The following is a 23267-nucleotide window of genomic DNA, read 5'->3' on the forward strand; positions in this document are numbered from 1 at the left end:
GGGCCTCAGGTAAAGGGCAGCACGCAAGATTACTCGGCAGTCAATGCCCAGCAACATCATGGACGGCCCGACAGCAAAAAAAGCCCGCCGAGTTTTATTTCGGCGAGCTTTTTTTACATTGATCTAACGCGATGCGTTCAGATCAGACCAACAAAGCGTCAGGCATAGGCCTCGATAGGCAAACACGCGCACACGAGGTTGCGGTCACCATAGGCATTATCCACACGAGCCACGGGCGGCCAATACTTCGCCTCGCGCAAGGACTCGACCGGGTACGCCGCCTGCTGACGCGGGTAGTCATGCAGCCACTCCTCTGCCAGCAGCATCTGCGCCGTGTGCGGTGCGTTCTTCAGCACGTTGTCGTCACGATCACGCTCGCCACGTTCGATCTGCGCGATTTCTTCGCGGATGGCGATCATCGCGTCGACAAAGCGATCCAGCTCCAACAGGCCTTCGGACTCTGTCGGCTCGACCATCAGCGTCCCCGCTACCGGAAAGCTCATAGTCGGTGCATGAAAGCCATAGTCCATCAAACGCTTGGCGATATCCTCGGCGCTGATACCACTGGTGTCTTTCAGCGGACGTACGTCCAAAATGCATTCGTGCGCGACACGACCGTTGCGACCGGCGTACAGCACGGGGTAATGATCGCGCAAACGGGCAGCGAGATAGTTCGCATTCAGAATGGCCATTTCCGTCGCGCTACGCAAGCCGTCGGCGCCCATCAAAGCGATATAGGCAAACGAAATCGGCAAGATGCTGGCCGAGCCAAACGGCGCCGCCGACACCGGTCCAACGCTCGCCTCACCGTTCAGCTTGCCCTGCGCGTTGAGCACGCCCGGCAGATACGGCGCCAGGTGCGAACGCACCGCTACCGGCCCAACGCCGGGGCCGCCGCCGCCATGCGGAATGCAGAACGTTTTGTGCAAATTCAGATGTGACACATCGGAGCCGAACTTTCCAGGCTGGGCCACGCCCACCATGGCGTTCATATTGGCACCATCCAGATATACCTGACCGCCGGCCTGATGCACCAACTCGCAAATCTGCGTAATGGACTCTTCGAATACACCATGGGTCGACGGATACGTGATCATCAGCGCGGCCAGGCGGTCACCCACCTGCTCGAGCTTGGCGCGCAGATCAACGAGATCGACGTTACCGTTGGCATCAGACGCGACCACCACCACGCTCATGCCCGCCAACTGGGCCGACGCCGGGTTGGTGCCGTGTGCGGACGCAGGAATCAGGCAGACATCGCGCTGCGATTGACCATTGGCCCGGTGATAACCCCGTATAGCCAATAGCCCGGCGTATTCTCCCTGCGCGCCCGAGTTGGGTTGCAGGCTGATATCGTCATAGCCCGTGATTTCGCACAACGCATCGGACAGGCGCTGCACGAGTTCGCGATAGCCTTTCGTTTGATCGACGGGCGCATACGGATGCATGAGGGCAAACTCGGGCCAGGTGATAGGAATCATCTCGGCTGTCGCGTTCAACTTCATCGTGCACGAACCCAGCGGGATCATGCTGCGATCCAACGCCAGATCCTTGTCGCACAGCTTGCGCAGATAACGCAGCATGTCGGTTTCCGATTGAATGCTCGAGAACACCGGATGCGACAAAATCGCGCCCTCGCGCTGCAGCGCGCTCGGGATGCCGCCTGCTGCCGTGGCATCCTGCGCCTCGATATCCAGCACCACGTCGTCTTTTTCGAGACCAGCAGCAAAGACATTCACCAATGCCTGCAAGTCGGCGGCTGTCACCGTTTCGTCCAGCGAAATCGCCAGGCGCGCGCCATCGACACGCCGCAGGTTAATGTGCGAGCACTCTGCCGCGACGACCAGGGCCGGCGTGGCCGCGCCCGTTTCCAACAACAGCGTGTCAAAGAACGTGTCGTTGACGACCTTGATCCCCAACTGGCCCAGTGCGGTGCGCAAAATGGCCGTATAACGCTGTACACGATTCGCAATGCGACGAATGCCTTCGGGACCGTGCCACACGGCATACAAGCCGGCCATCACGGCCAGCAGCACCTGAGCCGTGCAAATATTCGACGTTGCCTTCTCGCGGCGAATATGTTGTTCGCGGGTTTGCAAGGCCAGCCGCAACGCCGGATTGCCCTGCGCGTCTTTCGAGACACCGACCAGACGACCCGGCATATTGCGTTTGTACGCGTCTTTGCAAGCCATAAAACCCGCATGCGGGCCACCGAAACCAAAGGGCACGCCAAAACGCTGGGATGATCCGACGGCAATATCGGCCCCCCACTCGCCCGGCGGCGTCAACAATGCCAGCGCCAGCAAATCCGTCGCGCAAGCGACCACCGTGCCTTGCGCATGCGCGGCCTCGGTGAGTGCGCGGTAATCGGCAACCGATCCCAGGCTGTGCGGATACTGCAACAGCACACCAAAGCACGCCGGCAATCCGTCTGCCTCATCGCCCACGACGATCTCGATCCCCAAGCCTTCGGCCCGGGTACGAACAACCTCAAGGGTTTGCGGGTGGCAGTGCACCGACACAAAAAACACCGGGCTGGCCGATTTTGAGCCGCGACGCGCCAGCGTCATGGCCTCGGCCGCTGCCGTGCTCTCATCCAGCAACGACGCATTGGAAATGTCCAGGCCCGTCAGATCCGCCACCATCGTTTGATAGTTCAACAATGCCTCGAGGCGGCCTTGCGATATCTCGGGTTGATAGGGCGTATAGGCGGTGTACCACGCGGGGTTTTCCAGCACATTGCGCAACACGACATTCGGCGTATGCGTGCCGTAATACCCTTGGCCAATGTAATTGCGATAGACCTGATTGCGACCGGCCATGGCCTTCAGTTCGGCCAACACGTCAGGTTCGCTGCGCGACGCGGGCAGCGCCAACGGCGCCCGGCTGCGAATCGCGGGGGGCACAACCTCTTGGAGCAAGGCATCCAGGCTATCGCAGCCAACGGCTGCAAGCATTTTTTCCTGGTCGCCTGACGAGGGGCCAATATGGCGGGGAATGAAATCGGAGTGGGTATCTAGGGCGCGCGACATGTGGGTCTCGGGAGGCAAAGAAATAGCCGCGTGGACATGACACATCCACGCGGTGTCAGCCGGATTTAGCTATTGGCGATGGCTTCGTAGCCAGCAGCGTCCAACAATTTTTCAACATCGGCAGCGTTATCCGGCTTGATCTTGAAGATCCAGGCGGTAAAGGCTGATTCGTTGATCAAATTGGGCGTGTTTTCCAGTTCTTCGTTAAAGGCCACGATCTCGCCCGACACCGGAGCGTAGATATCGGACGCGGCCTTGACCGACTCGACCACGCCAGCAGTCTGACCCGCCGTGAGCTTGGCGCCTACGTTGACATCGCCAACGAAAACGAGATCGCCCAATTGCTCCTGGGCATTGTCGGTAATGCCGACGACAAACACGTCGCCTTCGGCTTGAACCCATTCATGGGACTCGGTGTATTTACGATCAGTAGGCAGGCTCATGAAAGCTCCTATAAGGGGTTACGCGCCATGCGCCGACACCCCTGCCGGCGCATGGCGGCAGTTTACGAGTGTTCGACGGCTTTACCGTGACGAACGAACGGTAATTTACATACCAGCGCCGGGACCCACTTGCCGCGGATCTCGACGTCGACCGTCTGGCCGGGCTCCACGCCTAGCGGCACCCGGGCAAAACCAATCGAAACGCCCAGCGTCGGCGACATCGTGCCGCTGGTGAGCTCGCCCGTGCCCTGCGGCGTACGCACCGCCATGTGGGCACGCATCACGCCACGCTCTTGCAGCTTGAGCCCCACAAAACTGCAGGGTGTTGCAAGTTGCTCCAGGGCGTCGCACCCGACAAAACGACGTTCAGGCGATTTCAACGATACCGTCCACGACAAACCGGCCTGATTGGGTTGCGTCAATTCGTCCATATCCTGGCCGTACAGATTCATGCCGGCTTCCAGGCGCAGGGTGTCGCGTGCCCCCAGTCCGCAGGGGCGCACGCCTTGAGCGGCCAAATCGTTCCACAAAGTCACCACCTGGCTAGCGGGCACCACGATCTCGAACCCGTCCTCGCCGGTATAACCGGTGCGCGCGACCAAGGTGTCGTCATCCACCTGCGCCGCCACGAACGGCGTCAGCGGCTCGGTAGCGGCCTGCCAGGCGGGGCGCGCGGCCCAGACCTTGGCACGGGCATTCGGGCCCTGTACCGCGACCATGGCCAGATCGCGCCGCGGCGTGATCGTCACCTCGAACTGCCCGGCGGCGGCCACGCGACGCATCCAGGCGACGTCTTTATCGGCCGTACCGGCATTGACCACCACGCGCCATTGGTCGATCGAAAAGAAATAGATGATCAAATCGTCAATGATGCCGCCCTGCGGATTCAGCATGCAGGAATAGAGCGCCTTGCCTGGCACCGCCAGTTTGGCCACGTCATTAGCCACCAGGCGTTGCAGAAAATCCATCGCCTGTGGGCCAGACACATCGACGTTCAACATATGCGACACATCAAACATGCCCGCGTCGCGTCGCACCGCATGATGCTCTTCCAGTTGCGACCCATAGGCCAGCGGCATCTCCCAGCCACCGAAATCGACCATGCGGGCGCCTGCGGCGACATGGGTGTCGGCCAAAGGAGTACGTTGAAGAGAGGATGACATGGAGTGGCTCCAGAGCGGCGGCATCGCCAAGGGTTACGGAATGCCGGTCTGAAAGCGGAAAGCGCCAGAAGCCAGCTGGATTTTCCGCCCCTCTGTCCTTTTGCCTGAGAGTTGCCCCGCGTAGCGCGGGTTTGCACCTTCGGCGCCTGGGCGGCGCACGGGTTACGTGGCGCCAGGTCTCTCCAGAGTGCTGTTTCAGTGCCGCGCCCTGGCCCACGGCCAGACTGGCAACTGACGTGTCGCGGTATGGGTTACCTGAGCGATTCCGGGCGAATTGCGCCTTCGGCGACGGCCCCATACCAAATAATGGGCCGCTCTCTCCCGCGACTTACATGACAGCGAGGTGAAGCATACATCGAAATTCCGGCGTCGCAAAGCCAATTCGGGGCATCAAATCCGCACGCCCGCTGCCGCGGGTGCGTCAGCGCAGCGCGGCCTAGCCCAGTGCCGTATCCAGCACCATCATCAGTACAAATCCGATCATCAGCCCGCAGGTCGCATAGACCTCGTGCCCCTTGCGATGAGATTCGGGGATCATTTCATGGCTGATGACAAACAGCATCGCGCCGGCCGCAAAACCCAGGCCCCAGGGCAGCAACGCGGCCGTCCCGCCGACCACCACAGCGCCCAGCACCGCGCCCAGAGGCTCGACCAGTCCCGACAGCATGCCTAATGCCACGGCAAATGTCCGCCGGTATCCGACCGACAACAACGCCAAGGCAACCACGAGCCCTTCAGGTACATCCTGAATCGCGATCCCGGTCGCCAGTGCGGTACCGCGTTCCGGGCCACTGCCCACATAACCAACGCCTATCGCCAACCCTTCGGGCAGGTTATGTAACGCAATCGCAAATACGAACAGCCAGGTCCGACGCAAGCGGCGCACCTCGATACCCTCTTTGCCCTTGATAAAGTGCTCATGGGGCAAGAGGCGGTCTATCAACAACAACACCACGCCGCCCAACAGAATCGCCCCGCCGACCATCGCCCCGGCCTGCCACGGCCCATAACCCAGGTTACCCGCCGAATCCAGACCCGGCACCACCAGGGAAAAGGCGCAGGCCGCCAACATGACGCCCGCGCCAAACCCCAGCATCGCGTCCTGCACCTTTTCGGACAGCGTTTGCGAAAACATCACGGGTACCGTACCCAGCGCAGTCGCGCCCGCGGCCAGCAAGCCACCTGCCAGGGCGTTGGCCACATGGGGCGCGCGGGGCACAAGGTACGCCCACAAGGAATGCGCGCCCAGGCATGCCACCAGCACAGCCAGACTCAAGATGCCGATGCTGATCAAGGCCGGACGTTGGCGGTAACGGCTGAAAGTGTTCATCACACTCCTGCGTGGAAAATACGGCGCGCCCGGGGGTCAGGCCAATGCGGCCTCGTAACGACGGGTCACTTCGGCCCAATCGATCACGTTGAAAAACGCGCCGATATATTCCGGACGACGGTTCTGATACTTCAGATAATACGCGTGTTCCCAGACATCGAGTCCCAGGATGGGCGTGTTGCCCAGCATCAGGGGACTATCCTGGTTGGCGGTGCTTTCCACCACCAGCTTGCCTTGCGGCGTCACACTGAGCCAGGCCCAGCCACTGCCAAAGCGCGTCAATGCCGCTTTCGTAAAGGCGTCACGAAACGCGTCCACGCCCCCCAGATCAGCGTCAATCGCAGCGGCGACACGCCCCTGCGGCTGGCCGCCGCCCTTGGGAGACATCACGGTCCAGAACAAACTGTGGTTGGCATGGCCACCGCCGTGATTGCGCACAGCGCCCTGTACCGCCTCGGGTAAACCGTCGAGCCGCGCCACCAGGGTATCAACGGGCTCTTCCGACGACAGGCTCGCGCCCTCCAAGGCTGCGTTCAGGTTATTGATGTAGGTCTGGTGATGCTTGGTGTAATGGATTTCCATGGTCTGCGCATCGATGTGCGGCTCCAGGGCGTCGTAAGCGTAAGGCAGATCAGGCAAGGTATAAGGCATTGCGAATCTCCAGTTCAGCCCCCGGTGGTGTCTCCGGCGGGATTTGTAATATCAATAAAGATAACTTAAATGATAGTCATTTTTATTTAATAAAACAACGAGGCCACCAGAGCGTCTATCCTGCCGTCTTACAGCGCTCGGCCGCAGGCGGCGCCTGAAGCCCAGGCCCACTGGAAGTTATAGCCGCCCAACCAGCCCGTCACGTCGACCGCTTCGCCAATGAAGTACAAGCCCGGCACGGTCCGTGCCTGCATGGATTTCTGATCCAGGCCCCGCGTGTCCACACCGCCTCGCATCACCTCGGCCTTTTTGTAACCCGCAGTGCCGCTCGGCACGAGGCGCCATCGGTGTATCCCATCGGCCAACGTACGCAAGGCTTTATCGGGCGCGTCCGCCAGTCGCAGTTCCGCCAGGTCGCCCTGTCCCGTTTGTCCTGCGGCACGAAGCCATTGATCGGCCAAGCGCCGGGGCCATAGCCCGCCCAACACGGTATGCAATTGCTGCCGATTACCCGGCTTGGCGGCGATCAACTCGGCCGCCAAGTCGCGTCCGGCCGCCAAATCAATCACGATCTCGTCGCCGGGTCGCCAAAAACTGGAGATCTGCAAAATCGCCGGCCCGGACAGCCCTCGATGCGTAAACAACAGGTCTTCCAGAAACTCGCCACGTGCACGCCCGGCCCCCGTCGCGAGGGACACCTCCAGCGCCACGCCCGACAACTCGGCAAACGGCTGCCACTGCACCGGATCGAATGTCAAAGGCACGAGTGCCGGACGAGGCTCGATCACCTTTAGTCCAAATTGCCGCGCGACTTTCAAACCAAAGTCGGTTGCCCCCAACTGCGGAATCGCCATGCCACCGGTCGCCACCACCAGTTTTTCCGCACGGATGTCGCCCTGGTTGGTGCGCAACTGATAACCCGCCTCGGATCGACTGATCTCCGTCACGCGACACGGCATGCGCCACTGCACTTTGCCGGACTGGCATTCGGCGCGCAGCATGTCGATGATGGACTCGCTGCTGTCATCGCAAAACAATTGCCCACGGTGCTTTTCGTGCCACGCAATGCGATGCTCGCGCAGCAATGCCAAAAAATCTTGCGGCGTATAACCCGCCAGCGCAGAGCGGCAAAAATGCGGATTATCCGACAAAAAATTGGCCGGCCCCGCGCCGAGATTGGTGAAGTTGCAGCGCCCCCCACCCGAGATGCGGATTTTTTCGGCCAAGCGCTCGGCATGATCGATCAGCACGACCCGCAGGCCGCGCTGGCCGGCCACGGCGGCACACATCATGCCGGCCGCACCGGCGCCGATAACGGCTACGTCGTAGGGCGCGGTCATGAAACGGGCGGGCTTTGCCGTGCGAGCGCGGCATCAAGGGTGGCAGGCTGATGACCCGCCAGCAGGGAGGAACGGAATGAAGGAAAAGGCATAGCCCTCTATTTGACCAGATCGCCGCCTTGCGTGGGCCCCGTCAGCCTGCCGATGGGCCGGGCAAGGCATCGGGCGTGAACGCCGGCCATTGATAGAGCGGCGGCTGTTTCTGCATGAATCGTGCCGCGGCGGCGCGGTGGTATTCGGTCGAGCGCGCGATGCCTTGGCCAGCGGCCTCCAGGTCCAACATCGTATTCAGGTCGCTATTCAGCGATGTATTGAACAGGCGTTTGGTCAGGCTCAAGGCCGCCAGGGGAAGCTGGCTGATGCTAGCGGCCAGGGCCTGGGCCCGTTCGTGAACCTGGGATTCGGGATGGATCTCGAACACGATACCCATGTCGCGGGCTTCCTGCGCGCCGAATTCGCGGGTCGAGAAGGCCAGTTCTTTAGCGCGCTGCAAACCCACGATACGCGGCAGCGTATAGAAAACGCCGCAATCGGGCACGGCGCCCAGCTTCAGGAACGATAGGCAGAATCGGGCGCGCGGCGAGGCCAGGACTAGGTCGGCCGTCAGGGCCAGGCCCACTCCCGCGCCATACGCCGGGCCGTCCACCACTGCAATGACCGGCCGATCCAGATTGAGCAGATCGGCAATCACGACTTGCAGGTTCAGCATCCGGTCGCGCGCCCCATCGGCGGCCGTATCCGAGGTCATGGTACGGATGTCTCCACCCGCACAGAAGGCGCCGCCCGCACCCTGCAGGACCAGTACCTTGATCTCGCGGTCGCGCCGGATGGCGGCCACGATGTCGCCCAGCTCTTCGCGCATAGCCTGGTCCAGGGCATTGCGCTGGGCCGGCCGGTTCAGCGTCAGCGTGGCCACATTGTCGGCCACTGCATACTGCACCGCCTGGTAGGACTGGCTGGCTGCCTGCATGTCTTCTCCTTGCGCCGCTAGCGGCATGTTGCGCATCAGGCGATCGTGCCCGACTGTCTGAGGCGGTCGATGTCTTCGGCGGACCGTCCCAATTCGGCCAGCAGTACCTCAGTGTGATGACCGGCCGGGAAAATGGGCCCCGGCTCACCCGGAGTGCGGCTGAAGCGTGGTGCAGGGGCAGGATGGGTAATGCCGCTGGTTTCCACAAAACCGTTCCTGGCTTGGTAGTGCGGGTGGGCACGGGCCTCTTCGAAGTCAAGCACGGGTGCAAAGCAAGCGTCGGTGCCCTCGAGCAGGTCGCACCATTGATCGCGCGTCTTTGCGGCAAACAGCTTTTCCAGCTTGGCTCGCAAGGCCGGCCATTGCTCGCGACCCCATTGCGCCTGGAAATCAGGATCGCGGATTTCGCACAGCTCCAGCAGCAAGGCATAAAACTGCGGCTCGATCGCGCCTATGGAAATGAATTTACCGTCGGCGCAGACATAGCAGCCATAGAACGGCGCGCCGCCGTCAAGCATGTTGGCCTGCCGGCCAAGACCCCATTTCCCATTGGCCAGCATGCCGTGATAAGCCGTGGCCAGCGTGGAAACGCCATCACAGATCGCGGCGTCGACGACCTGGCCTTTGCCGCTTTGGCGCGCTTCGAGCACGGCCGACACAATGCCCAGCGCCAGCATCATTCCTCCCCCGCCGATATCGCCCAATAAATGCAGGGGTGGTGAGGGCGGCCGATCGGCGTGACCCATGGCATGCAGCGCCCCCGTCACGGCGATGTAGTTCAGGTCGTGTCCGGCCGCATGGGCCAGCGGCCCAGTCTGCCCCCATCCCGTCATGCGACCGTAGACCAGCCGCGGATTGCGCCGCAGGCAGACATCCGGGCCTAGGCCCAGTTTTTCCATGACGCCGGGACGGAACCCTTCGATCAGAGCATCGGCCGAATCGGCCAAATCCAGCACGATGCCGGTGGCGCCTGGCTGCTTGATATCCAACGCAATCGAGCGACGCCCCCGATCGACGATGGTGCCGCCGCCGCCAAGGAATCCGGCAGTCTTGCGATCGACGCGGATCACTTCCGCGCCCAGGTCGGCCAGCATCATGGCGCAGAACGGACCCGGCCCGATTCCCGCCAGCTCCAGCACCCGCAGTCCGTTCAATGGTCCCGGCATATTTTCCCCAGTGTGAGCGACGGTCATTACAAATCGAAGAATTCGGCGCGCGCCTTGAGCAGAATCTCGACGTTGGCATCGAAATTCTGTTCCATGCGCGACGTCGGCCCGACCAGCGACATCGCAGTCAATTGGCCGCCGACATAGCCGGCAATGCCGATGGCGAATACGCCTTCGTTGCCTTCGTCTTTGGTATAGGAATATTTCTTATCGCGTGCCTCGAGTATTTGCGCGCGCAGCACGCCCTTGTCGACGATGCTCTTGCTGGTGGTAGGCGTCAGGACCAAGCTGTCGATCAGGGCTTCGCGCACCTTGTCGTCAACAGTGCCCAGCAAGGCCTTGCCCAAGGCCGATGTGTGGATGTCGACCATGGTGCCTGGCTTGAGCACGTATCGCAACGCGCGAGGGCTTTCCTGGCAGGCGAATATCTGTACGCGATTGCCGTCCAGGTGCGCACACATCGACGATTCGCCCGATAGCCGGCTCAGTATCTCGAGCGCTTCGGCGGCGAATATCTGCATCGGATCGGCCGCCGCAATGCCCTTGGCCACATCGAGCAGCCGCGCTGTCGGATGAAAGAACCGGGTCTTGGGCGCCCGCAGCAGGTAGCCGGCCTGCCGCAGCGTATACAGCAGGTCGGAACAGCTGCTGTCCGCCAGCCCGAGTAGGCGGGCCATCTCCGAATTGCTCAATGGCCGGCGCTCTCTGGCGTAGACTTCGAACACTTGAAGCACACGTTGCGCGGTCGGAAGAATCTGAGGCATAGAAATGGATAGTTGGCAGTAAAATTCGGTTTGGATAGCGGCACGCCCAAGCTGCCACCGGCTATTTCAAGGCCGAGACGCCTAGTACCCCCTGTGCGATCAGCAGCGATTGGATCTGATTGGTTCCTTCTGCAATGCTCAGGTGCCGTGCGTCGCGATAATAACGCTCGACTGGGAACAAGGCCGTGTAGCCCGCCCCCCCGTGCACCTGCATCGACTGCTCGGCCACGCGCAGGACCGCATCGGTAGCGTAACGCTTGGCCATCGAGCACAACAGCTGGCTGTCCGCAGCATCCTGATCGAGGGCGGCGGCGGCCCGATAGCAGATCAGCCGTGAGGTTTCCACCAGCGTCAGCATATCTGCAATCATATGCTGCACCAGTTGGAAGCTAGCGATGGGCTTGCCGAACTGGACCCGCTCGCCGGCATACCGCACCGCGGCGTCGCACGCAGCCTGGGCAATGCCCAGCGCCGAGAATGCCACCACGCAGCGCCCGACGTTCAGGTACTTCTTGGCCAGCGAGAACCCGGCACCTTCCTGGCCGATAAGGTTGCCACGCGGTATATCCACCTCGTCGAACAGCAGCTCACCCAGGGGGCAACTGTGCATTCCCATCTTCGGGATCGGGCTGGACGAGAAGCCCGGCATGTCGCGCTCGAATAGCAGGCACGACACTTGCCGTTTGCCGGCTTCGCCGGTACGCACGAACACCACGCCCAGTTCGCAGACCGGCCCCAAGCTGATGTAGAGCTTGCGGCCGCTGACTTTCCAGCCCTGCCCGGTGACGGTTGCGCGTGTCTCGATATTGGCGGCGTCAGAGCCGATATTGGGCTCGCTCAAGGCAAAACTGGCGATGGCTTCGCCGCTGAGGATGCGGGGAAGATACTTATCTTTCAGTGCTGACGATCCACCATCGGCAAGCACGGACGCGGCCAGGTTGCTGGTGCTGACGATACTACGCAACGACGGCCACACGCGGGCGACCTCGGCGATCAGCATGCCGTAGGTGGTCATGGGCAGCGCGAATCCGCCGCTGGCCTCGGGCAACAGGCCACCCAGCAGCCCGAAGTCGCGCATGGCGCGGACGATGTGCTTCGGCACCATGCGGGACTCGGCCTCATGCGCGTCGACGACAGGCGCGACTTCGGCATGCAGATAGCGGCGCAGAGCATCCTGCAGTTCAATCTGTTCGGACGACAGCAAGAAATTCATCGGGGCCTCCTGCGCAGCGCTCATAGGTTGGCCTGCTCGGCGTCCAGCACCACCTTCCACATCTCGGGTGCCACGGGCGAACTGGCCTCTTCGATAATGTGCGCGATCAAACCGGCCGTGCGTCCCACCAGTGCCAGGCCGCGCGCGGCCTTGGGATCGAGCCCCATCTCGGCGGCCATCGCGCCCATTGCACCGGCACCGTTGATCGGCAGGAATTTACCCAAAGACGCCTGGTTGACGGCGACGACGGCATCCAACAGCTTCCAGTGCCTGCCATAGTAGCCGTTGTCGCGCGAGACCATGCGCAGAGCCTCGACGCGCGGGTCGCCATCGACATGGATCGGATGGCCCAACCCGGCGATGCGCTTCTTCTGGGCCGCGTAGCGATTTAGCAGATCGTGCGCGCGCGCCCGGAAGTCGCCGTCCGGGCTATCGTCGGACAGCCCCTGGGTTTCGTCGGACAGCATCTGCGCCACGTTCTGGGTAACCCCCAGGTATCGGTCGCCCGCGCCCAGCAGGCCCGCGGCCACCGCGCCCTGTAGCGATTCGGGCGCGCCCAGGAAGGTCAGGCGGCCAGCCATCGAAATGGGCGTAAAGCCGTGATCGCATGAAGTCACCAGAATGACGTTCATCATGCGCTTGAATCGTGGCTCGGGATACCGTCCCAGAATACACAGACAAGCCATATCGACAAAATCGGCATTCGGGATGATGTCGGTCGAGAGGTTCTTGCCCCGTACGAAAATGTCTTGGGTAGTGGCGTACCCGATGTTGGTGCGTATGGTCATGGGTTTGCGTCCGTTTCCAGGATGGCACGAGCTTCCTGGTGACCCGAGGTGACGATCAGCGCGTCCAGCGCGATAGCGCCCTGGCCGACCGGACCCAGCCATACGGGGTTAAATTCCAGTTCGAGCAGCGTATCGGCATGACGTTCGGCGAATGCGGACACCTGCAAGATCAGATCTTCCAGCGCAGCCAAGTCGCCCGGCGGCTGGCCCCGCACTCCTTCCAGAATTGCGGTGTGGCGTATTTCATGCAACAAATTGCGGGCATCCTGCCGTTGCAGCGGAATCATCCGGTGTGCTACATCGCGCAGGGTTTCCACGAAAATGCCGCCCAGCCCGAACGTCAGCACCAGGCCGAAAGCGGCATCGCGGTGCACACCCACTAGCACCTCGCGGCCGCCGGCGGGCAGCATGGCCTCCACCAGCACGCCTTCGATGCGCGCGGCCGGCGCGGCCTGCGCCACCGCAGCGCATATGCTGTCGAATGCCGCAGCGGCGGCGGCCTCGGAATCGATACCCAAGTGCACGCCGCCGCTTTCAGTCTTGTGGACAATGTCGGAGCTGACGACCTTCATCACAACCGGAAAGCCAATGCGGGCCGCGGCACGGGCGGCCTGCGGGGCGCTGATGGCCACCTCGCTGAGCGGCAAGGGAAACCCGGCCTGTTTCAGCAGCGCCTTGGATTGCGCTTCGCTCAGTTGCTGCCTGGCCGGATCCGGGCCCTCCGAGGCGCTGGACCCATGCTCGGCGTCCTCGCTGGTAGGGGCTGAGCTCGGCTGCATGCCCGCCGACGGCCAAATGCGCGACAGTGCGGCGATGGCGGTCGAGACCGACATAAAAGGCTGCAGGCCATGCTGCTCCAGCAATTGGAAGCCGCCGCCCATGCGGCGGCTCATCCACACCGGGACAATGGGCGTGGCCGTCGCGCGCGACACGTCGATGATGGATTGCGCAATGCCGTCGGTGACATCGCCGTAGTCCATGGGAATGGGAAACAGCACCGCGCCCACGTGCGGATCGTTGCAGATGACGCGCAGGCAATCATTGGCGGCATCCTGGTCGCGTAAAATGTCGGCGGTCGTGTCGACCGGATTGGCAATATTGGCAAAGTCGGGTAACAGCGATTTCAGCGTGGCATGGGTCTGGTCCGAAAATGCCGCCATAGGCAAATTCGCCATGCCCGCGATATCGGTTGCCAAAGCCGCCGTGCCGCCCGAAAAAGTATAGATGCACAGGCCGCTGCCCGCTTTGGGCGCGCCCATCGCAAGCAGCCGGGTCACGGCCAGCAACTGGTCCAAGTCGTCGACCTCGATCGCGCCGAATTGCCGGAATACGGCGCTATTGATAGCGGCGCTACCAGCGATCGATGCGGTATGCGACTGCGCCGCGCGCACGCCCGCTTCGGAATGGCCGATCTTCAGTACCACCACCGGCTTGCCGCATTCGCGCGCCAGATCCAGCGCAGCGGTCAGTCGGCGGCCGTCCTTGACGCCCTCCATCAGCAGCCCGATTACCTTGATCTGTGGATCTCGCGCCATGCAGGCGATGAAATCCGGAATTTCCAGGTCAACTTCATTGCCAGCGGAAAACCACAGCCCGACTCCCTGACCATGACTCAAGCCTTGCAGCAAGTTGCGTCCGAGTCCGCCGCCCTGCGTTGCCAGCCCGATGCAGCCGGCATTCAAGTCATGCCTGAAGGCCGGCGAGAACGTCATGCCGATGCGATCGCGCACGTTGACGAAGCCCGGGCAATTGGGCCCGTATACATGCAGGCCGGTATCCCGGCACAGTTGCGCGATTTCGTTCTCCAAGGCGCGGCCCGCATCACCCGCCTCGGAAAATCCCGAAGACATAACGATGGCATAGGGAATCTTGCGTTCGGCGCACTGGCGCAAGGTATCGAGCACACGCGCGGCATTGACGATAACCAGCGCGACGTCGATATCCCCGTCGGGCAATTCGCGTATCGACGGCCAGCATGGCGCATCGCCGATCTCGCAGTACGCTGGATTGACGGCATACACTTTGCCGCGTATGCGCGAATGGCGCACCAGATTTTCGTACAGGCGGCCGCCCTGGCTAGATGGGCGCGCAGAGGCTCCCACCACGGCCACGTTGACCGGATAGATGAAGCGGGAAAGATCGGCAAAGGGCTTCATGCGGCAACTCCGGGCTCGCGCATCAGCATGGTGAAGTCAGCCTGCACCACCACCTCGCCGCGCTGGTTCACAGCTTCGCGTCTGAACACGATCTTGACGCGTCCTGGCTTGATGTCGGCCACGCGCTCGGCCACAGTGACGCGCGCATGCACCGTATCGCCGATGAAAGTGGGTTTGGGAAAGCGGCAATTCAGGTCGATAAGGGCCAGCACATGGGGCTCCAGCCCTCGATAGGCCACAGTCTGGGTAGTCAGGCCGGAAAGCACCGACAGCACCAGCAAGCCATGGGCGATGCGCTGTCCATAGCGCGTGGACTTCGCGTATTCGGCATCCACGTGCAGACGGTTGAAATCGCCTGACAGGCAGGCGAACTGAACAATGTCGGCCTCGGAAATCGTACGGCCGGCAGATTCGAACGTATAGCCCACGTCGGGCAATGCCACCAGCACAGCCGGGTTTGAGGGGGAACTCATGGTGCGTAGTCTCCTGTATTTGACGTGTATCGCCTGCGGCGCTAGCTAGCGTACCGCCCCCCGGTGACGTGCACGGTTTCGCCGGTAATGAAGCTGGCGCGCGCCGAAGCCAAGAATGCAACCGCGTCAGCAATATCTTCTACCGCCCCCAGGCGCTGCACCGGCTGGCGGGCCAGTGCATTGGCCCGCAGGGTTTCATAGGTGGAAAGCGCGCGGATCAGATCGGTTTCGACGAACCCAGGCGCAATGGCGTTCGCCGTGATGTTGAACTTACCCTGCTCGTAGGCAAGCGAACGCGTAAAGCCGATCAACCCCGCCTTCGCGGCGGAATAATTGGTCTGGCCAGGGTTGCCCAGGTGCGCCCGGGACGTGATATTGATCACCCGGCCCCAGCGCTTTTCCATCATGGAAGGCAGGGCGGCCCGGGTGCAGTAATAGGCGCCCTTCAAGATGGTGTCCACCACCGCATCCCAATCCGCTTCGGGCATTTTGGTCAGATACTTGTCGCGGGTGAAACCCGCGTTGTTGACCAGGATGTCGATCGACCCGAACTCAGCGACAGCCTGATCGGCCAAAGCCTGCACTTGGTGCGCGTCGCAGACATCGGCCACCACGCCCAGGGCATGGTGGCCCGCTTCCTTCAACTGCGCTGTGGCCGACTCGACCGCCTGCGGATTGATGTCGGTGATGACGACCCGCGCGCCTTCACGTGCCATGGCTAATGCCGAGGCATAGCCAATGCCGCGGCCGGAACCAGTAACCAAGGCGACTTTTCCCGTAAGTTGCAAATCCAATTTTTTCCCCTTCAAGGCTGCACTGCCAGACCATACGCTCGGCACCGCGGCAGGACGGCACCCGACAATCCGATATACGGTAGAAGTATACGTATACCCGGAATTCATTGCAATTAAATTCGGCATGTCGTTATAATCTACGACATGCCGTATAAATAAATGGCATCCACTTATAAAATCAGGAGGTGACAAATGGCAGTTTTGAAGTTGTTGTCTGCGGCAGCGCTCGGCCTGGCCATGATGGGCACCCCTGCCGCCCATGCGGAATACCCCGACAAGCCGGTCAAAATGTACGTGGGATTCGCGCCTGGCGGCGCCACCGACCTGCTGGCACGCTTCTACGCGGAGCAGCTTTCGCGCAAGCTGGGGCAGCCGTTCATCGTGGAAAACCGCCCGGGCGCAGGAGGTAACGTGGCCATCCAGTCATTGGTCCAGACCAAGCCCGATGGCTACACCATTGCCATGGGCGCCAATTACATCGCCTCCAATGCAGCCCTCAAGCGCAATTCCTATGATTGGGACAGGGACATCGCTCCCATTGCGCTGATCGCCTCTACCCCAAACATGCTGGTGGTACCGCCGAATTCACCCTTCAAGAGCGTCGACGATGTCATCCAGGCGAGCACCAAGCCGGACTCTTTCTTGACCTTCGGCTCGGCCGGCGTCGGCTCGTCGATTCATTTGTCCGGTGAACTCTTCAAGGCCATGACAGGTGCGAAGCTGACCCATGTGCCCTACAAGGGCGTCTCGCCGGCCGAGGTAGCGCTGATGGCCGCGGACATCGACATGATGTTCGGCAGTGTGTCGACCGAAGTGCCGCTGGTGCAGGCCGGCAAGCTGAAGATCCTGGCCGTTACGGGTCTGGAACGCATGAAAGTCTTTCCCGATGTACCCACTCTGGACGAGGCCGGCCTGAAGGGTTTCAACGTGGGGGCTTCGTACATGCTGGTGGCGCCGGCCAATGTGCCCGACGACGTGGTGGAGCGCCTGAGCCAAGCCGTAGCCGAGATCAACGCTGGGGCGGAAGCCTCGGCCTACACCGAACGTCTGTATGCATCGCCCATGGCGGGCGGTCCGGTAGAGGCTAAGGCGTTCCTGCGTTCCGAATACGAGAAATGGAACAAGCTCGTGGCCGACAACGCACTGAAGCTCGATTAGTCGCAGCTCAAGGAGAACGAAATGAGGCAGATCAAAGCAGCCATCCTGGCTGTCGGTACCGGGATAACGGTGCTCTTGGCAGCGCCCGTAGCCGCAGCTTCGGACTTTCCGTCCAAACCGATACGCATCATCGCCCCCAGTTCCGCCGGCGGCATCCTAGACCTAACGAGCCGGCTGATGGGCGAGAAGCTGTCACGCCAACTAGATAAGCCCGTGGTGATCGAAGACATGCCTGGTGGCGGCGGCATCATCGGCATGCAAGGCATGTTGAACGCCACGCCGGACGGCCATGTTTTGGTCATGGGTAGCCTGGGTCCGAACGCCGCCAACTATTCGCTGTACAGCAAGCTGCCCTACAAGATGGAGGACTTCGCACCCGTCATCAACGTCATTTCCATGCCCAGTGTGCTGGTGGTCAACCCTAAGCTGCCCGTGAAAGACCTGGACTCGCTGCAAGCCTATGCCAAGTCCAAGGACGGCGACATCGCGATGGCCATTTCCACCATGGGCGCTTCCAGCCACCTGATCGGCAAAGTCCTGCAACGAGAGCTGGGCATCTCTGCCATCGATGTGGTCTACAAGGGTGCGGCACCGGCCATCACCGATCTGGTCGGGGGGCAGGTGGATTTTATGGTGGACAACATGATTACTGCCAAGCCCATGATCGAATCGGGCCGGCTGCGGGCGCTGGCGGTTTTCAGCGCGGAACGCAGCCCACTGATGCCCGACGTGCCCACCGTAGCGGAATTGGGCTACCCGCAGTTGGCTGGCGGGACCTGGCTAGGTCTGTTCGTGTCGGCCAAGACCCCGCCCGAGCACGTGCAGCGCCTGAATGCTGAACTGAACAAGGTACTGGCCGATCCGGGCGTGCGCGAAACACTGATCAAGCAAGGCGGCAATCCCGTCGGCGGCACCAGCCAGGAATTCGACGAGTTCGTCCGCAAGGAAACCGAACGCTGGCGCGAAGTCATCCAGGAAGCCGGTATCAAAGTGCAGTAACCGCCACACGGCGCTTGAACAGGATCACCTACGTATGGCCATTCAGTATGAACGCTTGCGGAACTGGCATTTCGACGACCGCACCGATCGCTACAGCACGCAGGACAGCATTCTGTATGCCCTGACGCTGGGCTACGGCAGCCAGCCCACCGATGAAGAAGACCTGCGCTTCGTGTACGAACAGGACACGCTGGCCGTACCCACCCGACTGGCGGTGGTCGGCGCCCCGGGTGCATGGACCGCCCATCCCGACACCGGTATCGACTGGGTGCAGTTGCTGCACGGCGAACACCGGATGACGTTCCACGCGCCGGTGGGCGCGCAAGCGGCGGTAACCAGCAAGACCCGGGTTGCCCGCGTCGTCGACAAAGGAGCCGGCAAGGGCGCCCTGGTGGTCACGACCCGCGATATTTTCGATGCCGGCAGCGGCCAGCCGCTGGCCAGCATCGAACATGTGTCGTTCTGCCGGGCCGACGGAGGATTCGGGCTGGGCGACGAACCGCTGGCCCCGCTGCCGGCCGTACCGGATGGCCCGCCCCAGCACACCGTGCTGATACCTAGCCTGCCGCAGGCGGCATTGCTGTACCGGCTGAACGGCGATCTTAATCCCATTCACGCGCTGCCCGCCATGGCCGCCAAGGCCGGCTTCGACCGTCCTATTCTGCACGGTCTGTGCACCTTCGGCATGGCCGCCCGCGCCCTGCTGAAGACCTGCTGCCCGACCGATCCGGCCAGGATGCGCAGTTTTTCCGTACGTTTCTCGGCCCCCATGTACCCTGGCGAGACTCTGCGGGTGGAAATATGGCGGCACGCGACCTCAGTGCACTTCCGTGCCGTGGCGCACGAGCGCGGCGCCGTGGTGCTGAACAACGGCATCGCCATCATCGACTGAACCATGGAGGAAATCCGAATGTCTCCTATCGAGCGCCATGCACGGGATACGCCCGATCGCATCGCTTATCGGCTGATTCCGTCCGGATACGCCGTTACCTGGGCCGAACTGGAAAGGCGCACGCGGCAATGCGCGGCCGCCCTGTTGGCGACCGGCCTGAAGACCGGCGATTCGATCGCGGTGTTCCTGGAAAACCACCCTTATTACTTCGAGATCCTGTGCGCGGCCCACCGCATCGGCCTGTACTACGTTACGGTCAGTCGCCACCTCAAGCGCGACGAAGTGCAATACATCGTGAACGACTCGGACGCCAAAGTGTTGTTCTGCTCGCGCCATACCCTGAATGAAGTGTCGTATGACGCCTTCCGCCAGCGCAGCACCATCTGCGTCCTCATGGATGAGGAACGCGCGGGGTTCGAATCGTATCCCACCTGGATCGGCCGCTTTCCCGCCAACGTATCGCTGCCGGAAACGCCGGAGGGCACGGATTTCTGCTATTCGTCGGGCACCACGGGCGTGCCCAAAGGCATCAAGCGCCCACTGGAGACCGCCAACGGATTCTTCCGCGCCGATACGTCGGCGCGCAGCGCATGGAAAGCGTTCGACCAGGACAGCGTCTACTTGTCCACAGCGCCCTTCTATCACACCGCGCCCGTGCGCTGGAACATGGCTGTGCTGCGCGCCGGCGGCCTGTGCGTCATGATGGAAAAGTTCGATCCGGAACAGGCGCTACGCGCGATCCAGGACTATGCAGTGACCCATTCGCAATGGGTACCCACCATGTTCATCCGCCTGCTGCGCCTGCCCGAGGCGCAGCGCAACACCTACGACCTGGGTTCGCTGCGCTATGCGGTACATGCCGCCGCTCCCTGCCCGGTCGAAACCAAAGAAGCCATGATCGCTTGGTGGGGCCCGATTCTGTATGAATACTACAGCGGCACCGAACTGGTGGGTCGCACCTCGCTGAGCTCGCACGAATGGCTGCAGCACAAGGGTTCAGTGGGTATCCCCGAGTTCGGCAAGGTCCACATCGTAGATGAGGATGGCCGGGAACTCGGGCCCAGGCAGCCGGGCACCATCTACTTTTCCGGTGGCGGCAGCTTCCAGTACCACAACGATCCCGAGAAAACCCGTGGCGCCTACAACGAACACGGATGGGCCACCTACGGCGATATCGGCTATCTGGATGAGGACGGCTTCCTGTATTTGACCGACCGTCTGTCCAACACCATTGTGTCCGGCGGCGTGAATATCTATCCCCAAGAAGCCGAGAACCGCCTGGCGTTGCATCCGGCCGTGCAGGACGTGGCCGTTATCGGCGTGCCCAATGAAGAGTTCGGCGAAGAGGTCAAAGCCGTGGTGCAACTGATCGATCCGCAATTGGCCGGCGAGGCGCTGGCCAACGAACTGATCGACTATTGCCGCACCCATATTTCGCACATCAAATGCCCGCGCACGGTCGACTTCATTACCGACATGCCACGCACCGAATCGGGCAAGCTACTCAAGCGCCTGGTCAAACAGCGGTATTGGCCGCAAGACGTCGGCATTGCGCACTAACGCAGGCGACATTAAAGGAACAGCTATGGCGAATATCCAGGCCAGTACCTATCGGCGACCCGGTTTTTCGGCGGAACATGATCAGTTCCGCCGCACCATTACACGCTTCATCCAGGACGAAATCAGCCCCTGGCACGCCCAGTGGGAAAACGAAGGGCACGTCCCCCGCGACCTGTGGCGCAAGGCGGGGAAGATCGGCATGCTGCTAACCAATATCCCCGACGAGTATGGCGGCGCGGGTGGCGACTTCCTGTATACGGTGGTGGTGCTGGAAGAAATCGCCAGCTCGTTGTCCAGCGGTATCACCGGCTTCACGACGCACTCGGACATCGTGGCGCCGTACCTGCTAAATTTCGGTACCGAGGCCCAGAGACACGCATCCCTGCCGGGCATGGCGCAAGGCGACATCGTGGGCGCCATCGCCATGACCGAGCCCGGTGCCGGCAGCGACCTGAAGGCCATCCGCACCACGGCCCAGAAAACCGAGCACGGCTATCTTATCAACGGCCAGAAAACCTTCATTACCAACGGCCTGCACGCAGACCGCGTCATGGTGGTGGCCAAGACCGACCCTGTGGCGGGCGCGCGTGGCATCAGCCTGTTCTGGGTCGATACATCCACGCCGGGCTTCAAACGCGGCCGCCTGCTGGACAAGGTCGGACAGAAGGCACAGGACACCTGCGAACTGTTCTTCCAGGATATGGAAGTACCGACGGACACGTTGGTGGGCGAAGCCGGCCAGGGCTTCGGATACCTGATGAAAGAGTTGGTCAGGGAACGCCTGATGATTGCCGTGCGCTGCGCTGCTGCGCTGGAAGCGGCACTGGACTGGACCATCGAGTACACGAAGGAAAGGCGCGCGTTCGACAAGGCGCTGATCGAGAACCAGCATATCCGCTTCAAGCTGGCCGATATCAAGGCCCTCGCCGCCGCCACCCGCGCCTTTGTGGACAGCTGCATCCTGCGCTACATGGACGGCACGCTGGACGCCGCCGGCGCGGCAATGGCCAAACTCTGGGCCACCGAGGCCACCCGGGCAATTGACGACCTGCTGCAGTTCTATGGTGGTTATGGCTACATGCGCGAATATCCCATCGGGCGGGCGTACACCGACGTCCGGCCCAACCGCATCTACGGCGGGTCGTCGGAAATCATGCGGGAACTGATCGCCCGGTCGCTGTAGACAGGCCGATACCAACCAAGGACGGAGAGCATTTATGACTGATCATTTATCCGGATCCGTTGCCATCGCGGGTGCAGCCGAGTCGGACCTGGGCAAGGTCCCCGGGTTAAGCGCACTGGAATTGCAAGGGCAAGCCGCCCAGCGGGCCCTGCTCGACGCCGGCCTGGTACTGCGCGACGTGGACGGCATCTTCGCACACACCGACGACCGGTTCTCAAGTCTGCAAGTGGCGGAATACCTGGGTATCCGCCCCCGCTATGTCGATTCGACTAATGTGGGCGGCATGTCGAACGTGCTGCATATCCGCCATGCCATGGCCGCCATCCACGCGGGCATGTGCGACGTGGCGCTGATCACCTATGGGAGCACCCAGTTGTCGGATGGGTCGCGCAAGCTAGGCGTCGTCGCCGAAGACACGCGCAGTCCGCGCGGCCAGTTCATCACCCCTTACGGCCAACTTAGCCCTATCGGGTATTACGCCATGGTAGCCCGCCTGCACATGCACCGTTACGGCACCACGCCGCAAGCCCTGGCGGAAGTGGCGGTCGCGGCGCGACAGTGGGCGATGCTGAACCCCAAAGCCTACAAACGGGACCCGCTGTCCATCGACGACGTACTGGCGTCGGCCTACATCGCCGAACCGCTGCGCCAACGAGATTGCTGCCTGGTTACCGATGCGGGGGGTGCGCTAGTCGTCACCACCGCCGAACGCGCGCGCGACCTGGCGCGACCGCCGGTGTACGTGCGCGGCATCGCCGAGACCTTCGCGCACCACTACACGCCTTTCAATACCGGCGATTGGCTCGACACGGACGTAGCCAAGACAGCCGACCAGGCGCTGGCCATGGCTGGCGTGTCACGCAGCGACATCGATGTGGTGCAGATCTATGACCACTTCACCATCGGCGTCATCCAGTCACTGGAAGAACTGGGCTTCTGCAAGCGCGGCGAGGGCAAGGATTTCGTGGCGGGCGGACGGCTGGGGCCAGACGGGGCCTTCCCCATCAACACGTCCGGCGGCGGGCTGTCGTACAACCACCCCGGCATGTTTGGCATGCTGCTGGTGATCGAAGCAGTGAAACAACTGCGCGGCGAGTGCGGCCAACGCCAGTTGCCCGACCCCAGGCTAGCCATGGTGCACGCGCCGGGGCTGGTGTTTTCCGCCAATACCACTATGATTCTTGGAGTATGA

General features: G+C 62.0%; 20 protein-coding genes and 2 riboswitches. Of the genes, 6 read left to right on the forward strand and 14 right to left on the reverse strand.

What is annotated here, in order from left to right; all coding sequences use genetic code 11:
* Nucleotides 1–158: 158 nt before the first annotated feature.
* The 14 genes from gcvP to fabG form a co-directional block, all read right to left on the reverse strand.
* The gene (gcvP, locus tag ACYVDM_RS07390; RefSeq protein WP_415791868.1) at nucleotides 159–3032 is read right to left on the reverse strand and encodes an aminomethyl-transferring glycine dehydrogenase; all 2874 of its coding nucleotides are present in this window, start codon (nucleotides 3030–3032) and stop codon (nucleotides 159–161) included.
* A gap of 65 nt (nucleotides 3033–3097) precedes the next feature.
* Entirely contained in the window at nucleotides 3098–3475 is a 378-nt protein-coding gene (gene gcvH / locus ACYVDM_RS07395) for a glycine cleavage system protein GcvH (protein ID WP_415791870.1), read from the reverse strand.
* Nucleotides 3476–3537: 62 nt separating this feature from the next.
* Nucleotides 3538–4638 carry a glycine cleavage system aminomethyltransferase GcvT gene (gene gcvT, locus ACYVDM_RS07400; RefSeq protein WP_415791872.1) on the reverse strand — a complete coding sequence of 367 codons (1101 nt, stop codon included), beginning with the start codon at nucleotides 4636–4638 and terminating at the stop codon, nucleotides 3538–3540.
* Between the two features lie 82 nt (nucleotides 4639–4720).
* A riboswitch (glycine riboswitch) is annotated at nucleotides 4721–4834 on the reverse strand.
* A gap of 36 nt (nucleotides 4835–4870) precedes the next feature.
* Nucleotides 4871–4972, reverse strand: a riboswitch (glycine riboswitch).
* 102 nt (nucleotides 4973–5074) lie between these two features.
* Nucleotides 5075–5968: a ZIP family metal transporter gene (locus ACYVDM_RS07405; protein ID WP_415791874.1), complete on the reverse strand. Its 894-nt coding sequence runs from the start codon at nucleotides 5966–5968 to the stop codon at nucleotides 5075–5077.
* A 36-nt stretch (nucleotides 5969–6004) separates the two neighbouring features.
* Complete coding sequence (locus ACYVDM_RS07410; protein WP_415791876.1) at nucleotides 6005–6619, reverse strand: superoxide dismutase; 615 nt, start codon at nucleotides 6617–6619, stop codon at nucleotides 6005–6007.
* Nucleotides 6620–6747: 128 nt separating this feature from the next.
* Nucleotides 6748–7959 carry a BaiN/RdsA family NAD(P)/FAD-dependent oxidoreductase gene (locus ACYVDM_RS07415; RefSeq protein WP_415791878.1) on the reverse strand — a complete coding sequence of 404 codons (1212 nt, stop codon included), beginning with the start codon at nucleotides 7957–7959 and terminating at the stop codon, nucleotides 6748–6750.
* A 133-nt stretch (nucleotides 7960–8092) separates the two neighbouring features.
* Complete coding sequence (locus ACYVDM_RS07420) at nucleotides 8093–8929, reverse strand: enoyl-CoA hydratase/isomerase family protein (RefSeq protein WP_415791880.1); 837 nt, start codon at nucleotides 8927–8929, stop codon at nucleotides 8093–8095.
* A gap of 35 nt (nucleotides 8930–8964) precedes the next feature.
* Nucleotides 8965–10095 carry a CaiB/BaiF CoA transferase family protein gene (locus ACYVDM_RS07425; protein ID WP_415791882.1) on the reverse strand — a complete coding sequence of 377 codons (1131 nt, stop codon included), beginning with the start codon at nucleotides 10093–10095 and terminating at the stop codon, nucleotides 8965–8967.
* A 26-nt stretch (nucleotides 10096–10121) separates the two neighbouring features.
* A complete protein-coding gene (locus tag ACYVDM_RS07430) occupies nucleotides 10122–10859 on the reverse strand; it encodes an IclR family transcriptional regulator (protein WP_415791884.1) in 738 nt (245 codons plus the stop codon).
* Between the two features lie 61 nt (nucleotides 10860–10920).
* Nucleotides 10921–12096, reverse strand: a complete 1176-nt coding sequence (locus ACYVDM_RS07435) for an acyl-CoA dehydrogenase family protein (RefSeq protein ID WP_415791886.1) — start codon at nucleotides 12094–12096, stop codon at nucleotides 10921–10923.
* Nucleotides 12093–12860 (reverse strand): citryl-CoA lyase, encoded by a 768-nt coding sequence (locus ACYVDM_RS07440; protein ID WP_415791888.1) that lies wholly within the window; start codon nucleotides 12858–12860, stop codon nucleotides 12093–12095. Before ACYVDM_RS07440 ends, ACYVDM_RS07435 begins: the two co-directional genes overlap by 4 nt.
* On the reverse strand, nucleotides 12857–15016 hold the full coding sequence (locus ACYVDM_RS07445) for an acetate--CoA ligase family protein (protein WP_415791890.1): 2160 nt from the start codon (nucleotides 15014–15016) through the stop codon (nucleotides 12857–12859). Before ACYVDM_RS07445 ends, ACYVDM_RS07440 begins: the two co-directional genes overlap by 4 nt.
* Nucleotides 15013–15489: a MaoC/PaaZ C-terminal domain-containing protein gene (locus tag ACYVDM_RS07450; RefSeq protein ID WP_415791892.1), complete on the reverse strand. Its 477-nt coding sequence runs from the start codon at nucleotides 15487–15489 to the stop codon at nucleotides 15013–15015. The genes ACYVDM_RS07445 and ACYVDM_RS07450 overlap by 4 nt, the downstream gene beginning before the upstream one ends.
* A gap of 41 nt (nucleotides 15490–15530) precedes the next feature.
* Nucleotides 15531–16283 (reverse strand): 3-oxoacyl-ACP reductase FabG, encoded by a 753-nt coding sequence (gene fabG, locus ACYVDM_RS07455; protein ID WP_415791894.1) that lies wholly within the window; start codon nucleotides 16281–16283, stop codon nucleotides 15531–15533.
* A 192-nt stretch (nucleotides 16284–16475) separates the two neighbouring features.
* Between fabG and ACYVDM_RS07460 the strand changes: the two genes are divergently transcribed.
* From ACYVDM_RS07460 to ACYVDM_RS07485, 6 genes are read left to right on the forward strand one after another with little or no spacing between them, the layout of a single operon-like run.
* Nucleotides 16476–17441: a Bug family tripartite tricarboxylate transporter substrate binding protein gene (locus ACYVDM_RS07460; protein ID WP_415791896.1), complete on the forward strand. Its 966-nt coding sequence runs from the start codon at nucleotides 16476–16478 to the stop codon at nucleotides 17439–17441.
* A gap of 21 nt (nucleotides 17442–17462) precedes the next feature.
* Nucleotides 17463–18440: a Bug family tripartite tricarboxylate transporter substrate binding protein gene (locus tag ACYVDM_RS07465; protein WP_415791898.1), complete on the forward strand. Its 978-nt coding sequence runs from the start codon at nucleotides 17463–17465 to the stop codon at nucleotides 18438–18440.
* 34 nt (nucleotides 18441–18474) lie between these two features.
* Complete coding sequence (locus tag ACYVDM_RS07470) at nucleotides 18475–19332, forward strand: MaoC family dehydratase (protein WP_415791900.1); 858 nt, start codon at nucleotides 18475–18477, stop codon at nucleotides 19330–19332.
* Between the two features lie 18 nt (nucleotides 19333–19350).
* Nucleotides 19351–20892, forward strand: a complete 1542-nt coding sequence (locus tag ACYVDM_RS07475; RefSeq protein WP_415791902.1) for an acyl-CoA synthetase — start codon at nucleotides 19351–19353, stop codon at nucleotides 20890–20892.
* A 25-nt stretch (nucleotides 20893–20917) separates the two neighbouring features.
* A complete protein-coding gene (locus tag ACYVDM_RS07480; RefSeq protein ID WP_415791904.1) occupies nucleotides 20918–22075 on the forward strand; it encodes an acyl-CoA dehydrogenase family protein in 1158 nt (385 codons plus the stop codon).
* Nucleotides 22076–22109: 34 nt separating this feature from the next.
* Complete coding sequence (locus ACYVDM_RS07485) at nucleotides 22110–23267, forward strand: acetyl-CoA acetyltransferase (RefSeq protein ID WP_415791906.1); 1158 nt, start codon at nucleotides 22110–22112, stop codon at nucleotides 23265–23267.

The sequence above is a fragment of the Bordetella tumulicola genome, from assembly GCF_054779135.1.

Excerpts from the sequence above, each read along its gene's own strand:
- gcvP (WP_415791868.1), bottom strand. The coding sequence starts at position 3,032 with ATGTCGCGCGCCCTAGATACCCACTCCGATTTCATTCCCCGCCATATT.
- gcvH (WP_415791870.1), bottom strand. The coding sequence starts at position 3,475 with ATGAGCCTGCCTACTGATCGTAAATACACCGAGTCCCATGAATGGGTT.
- gcvT (WP_415791872.1), bottom strand. The coding sequence starts at position 4,638 with ATGTCATCCTCTCTTCAACGTACTCCTTTGGCCGACACCCATGTCGCC.
- ACYVDM_RS07405 (WP_415791874.1), bottom strand. The coding sequence starts at position 5,968 with ATGAACACTTTCAGCCGTTACCGCCAACGTCCGGCCTTGATCAGCATC.
- ACYVDM_RS07410 (WP_415791876.1), bottom strand. The coding sequence starts at position 6,619 with ATGCCTTATACCTTGCCTGATCTGCCTTACGCTTACGACGCCCTGGAG.
- ACYVDM_RS07415 (WP_415791878.1), bottom strand. The coding sequence starts at position 7,959 with ATGACCGCGCCCTACGACGTAGCCGTTATCGGCGCCGGTGCGGCCGGC.
- ACYVDM_RS07420 (WP_415791880.1), bottom strand. The coding sequence starts at position 8,929 with ATGCAGGCAGCCAGCCAGTCCTACCAGGCGGTGCAGTATGCAGTGGCC.
- ACYVDM_RS07425 (WP_415791882.1), bottom strand. The coding sequence starts at position 10,095 with ATGCCGGGACCATTGAACGGACTGCGGGTGCTGGAGCTGGCGGGAATC.
- ACYVDM_RS07430 (WP_415791884.1), bottom strand. The coding sequence starts at position 10,859 with ATGCCTCAGATTCTTCCGACCGCGCAACGTGTGCTTCAAGTGTTCGAA.
- ACYVDM_RS07435 (WP_415791886.1), bottom strand. The coding sequence starts at position 12,096 with ATGAGCGCTGCGCAGGAGGCCCCGATGAATTTCTTGCTGTCGTCCGAA.
- ACYVDM_RS07440 (WP_415791888.1), bottom strand. The coding sequence starts at position 12,860 with ATGACCATACGCACCAACATCGGGTACGCCACTACCCAAGACATTTTC.
- ACYVDM_RS07445 (WP_415791890.1), bottom strand. The coding sequence starts at position 15,016 with ATGAAGCCCTTTGCCGATCTTTCCCGCTTCATCTATCCGGTCAACGTG.
- ACYVDM_RS07450 (WP_415791892.1), bottom strand. The coding sequence starts at position 15,489 with ATGAGTTCCCCCTCAAACCCGGCTGTGCTGGTGGCATTGCCCGACGTG.
- ACYVDM_RS07460 (WP_415791896.1), top strand. The coding sequence starts at position 16,476 with ATGGCAGTTTTGAAGTTGTTGTCTGCGGCAGCGCTCGGCCTGGCCATG.
- ACYVDM_RS07465 (WP_415791898.1), top strand. The coding sequence starts at position 17,463 with ATGAGGCAGATCAAAGCAGCCATCCTGGCTGTCGGTACCGGGATAACG.
- ACYVDM_RS07470 (WP_415791900.1), top strand. The coding sequence starts at position 18,475 with ATGGCCATTCAGTATGAACGCTTGCGGAACTGGCATTTCGACGACCGC.
- ACYVDM_RS07475 (WP_415791902.1), top strand. The coding sequence starts at position 19,351 with ATGTCTCCTATCGAGCGCCATGCACGGGATACGCCCGATCGCATCGCT.
- ACYVDM_RS07480 (WP_415791904.1), top strand. The coding sequence starts at position 20,918 with ATGGCGAATATCCAGGCCAGTACCTATCGGCGACCCGGTTTTTCGGCG.
- ACYVDM_RS07485 (WP_415791906.1), top strand. The coding sequence starts at position 22,110 with ATGACTGATCATTTATCCGGATCCGTTGCCATCGCGGGTGCAGCCGAG.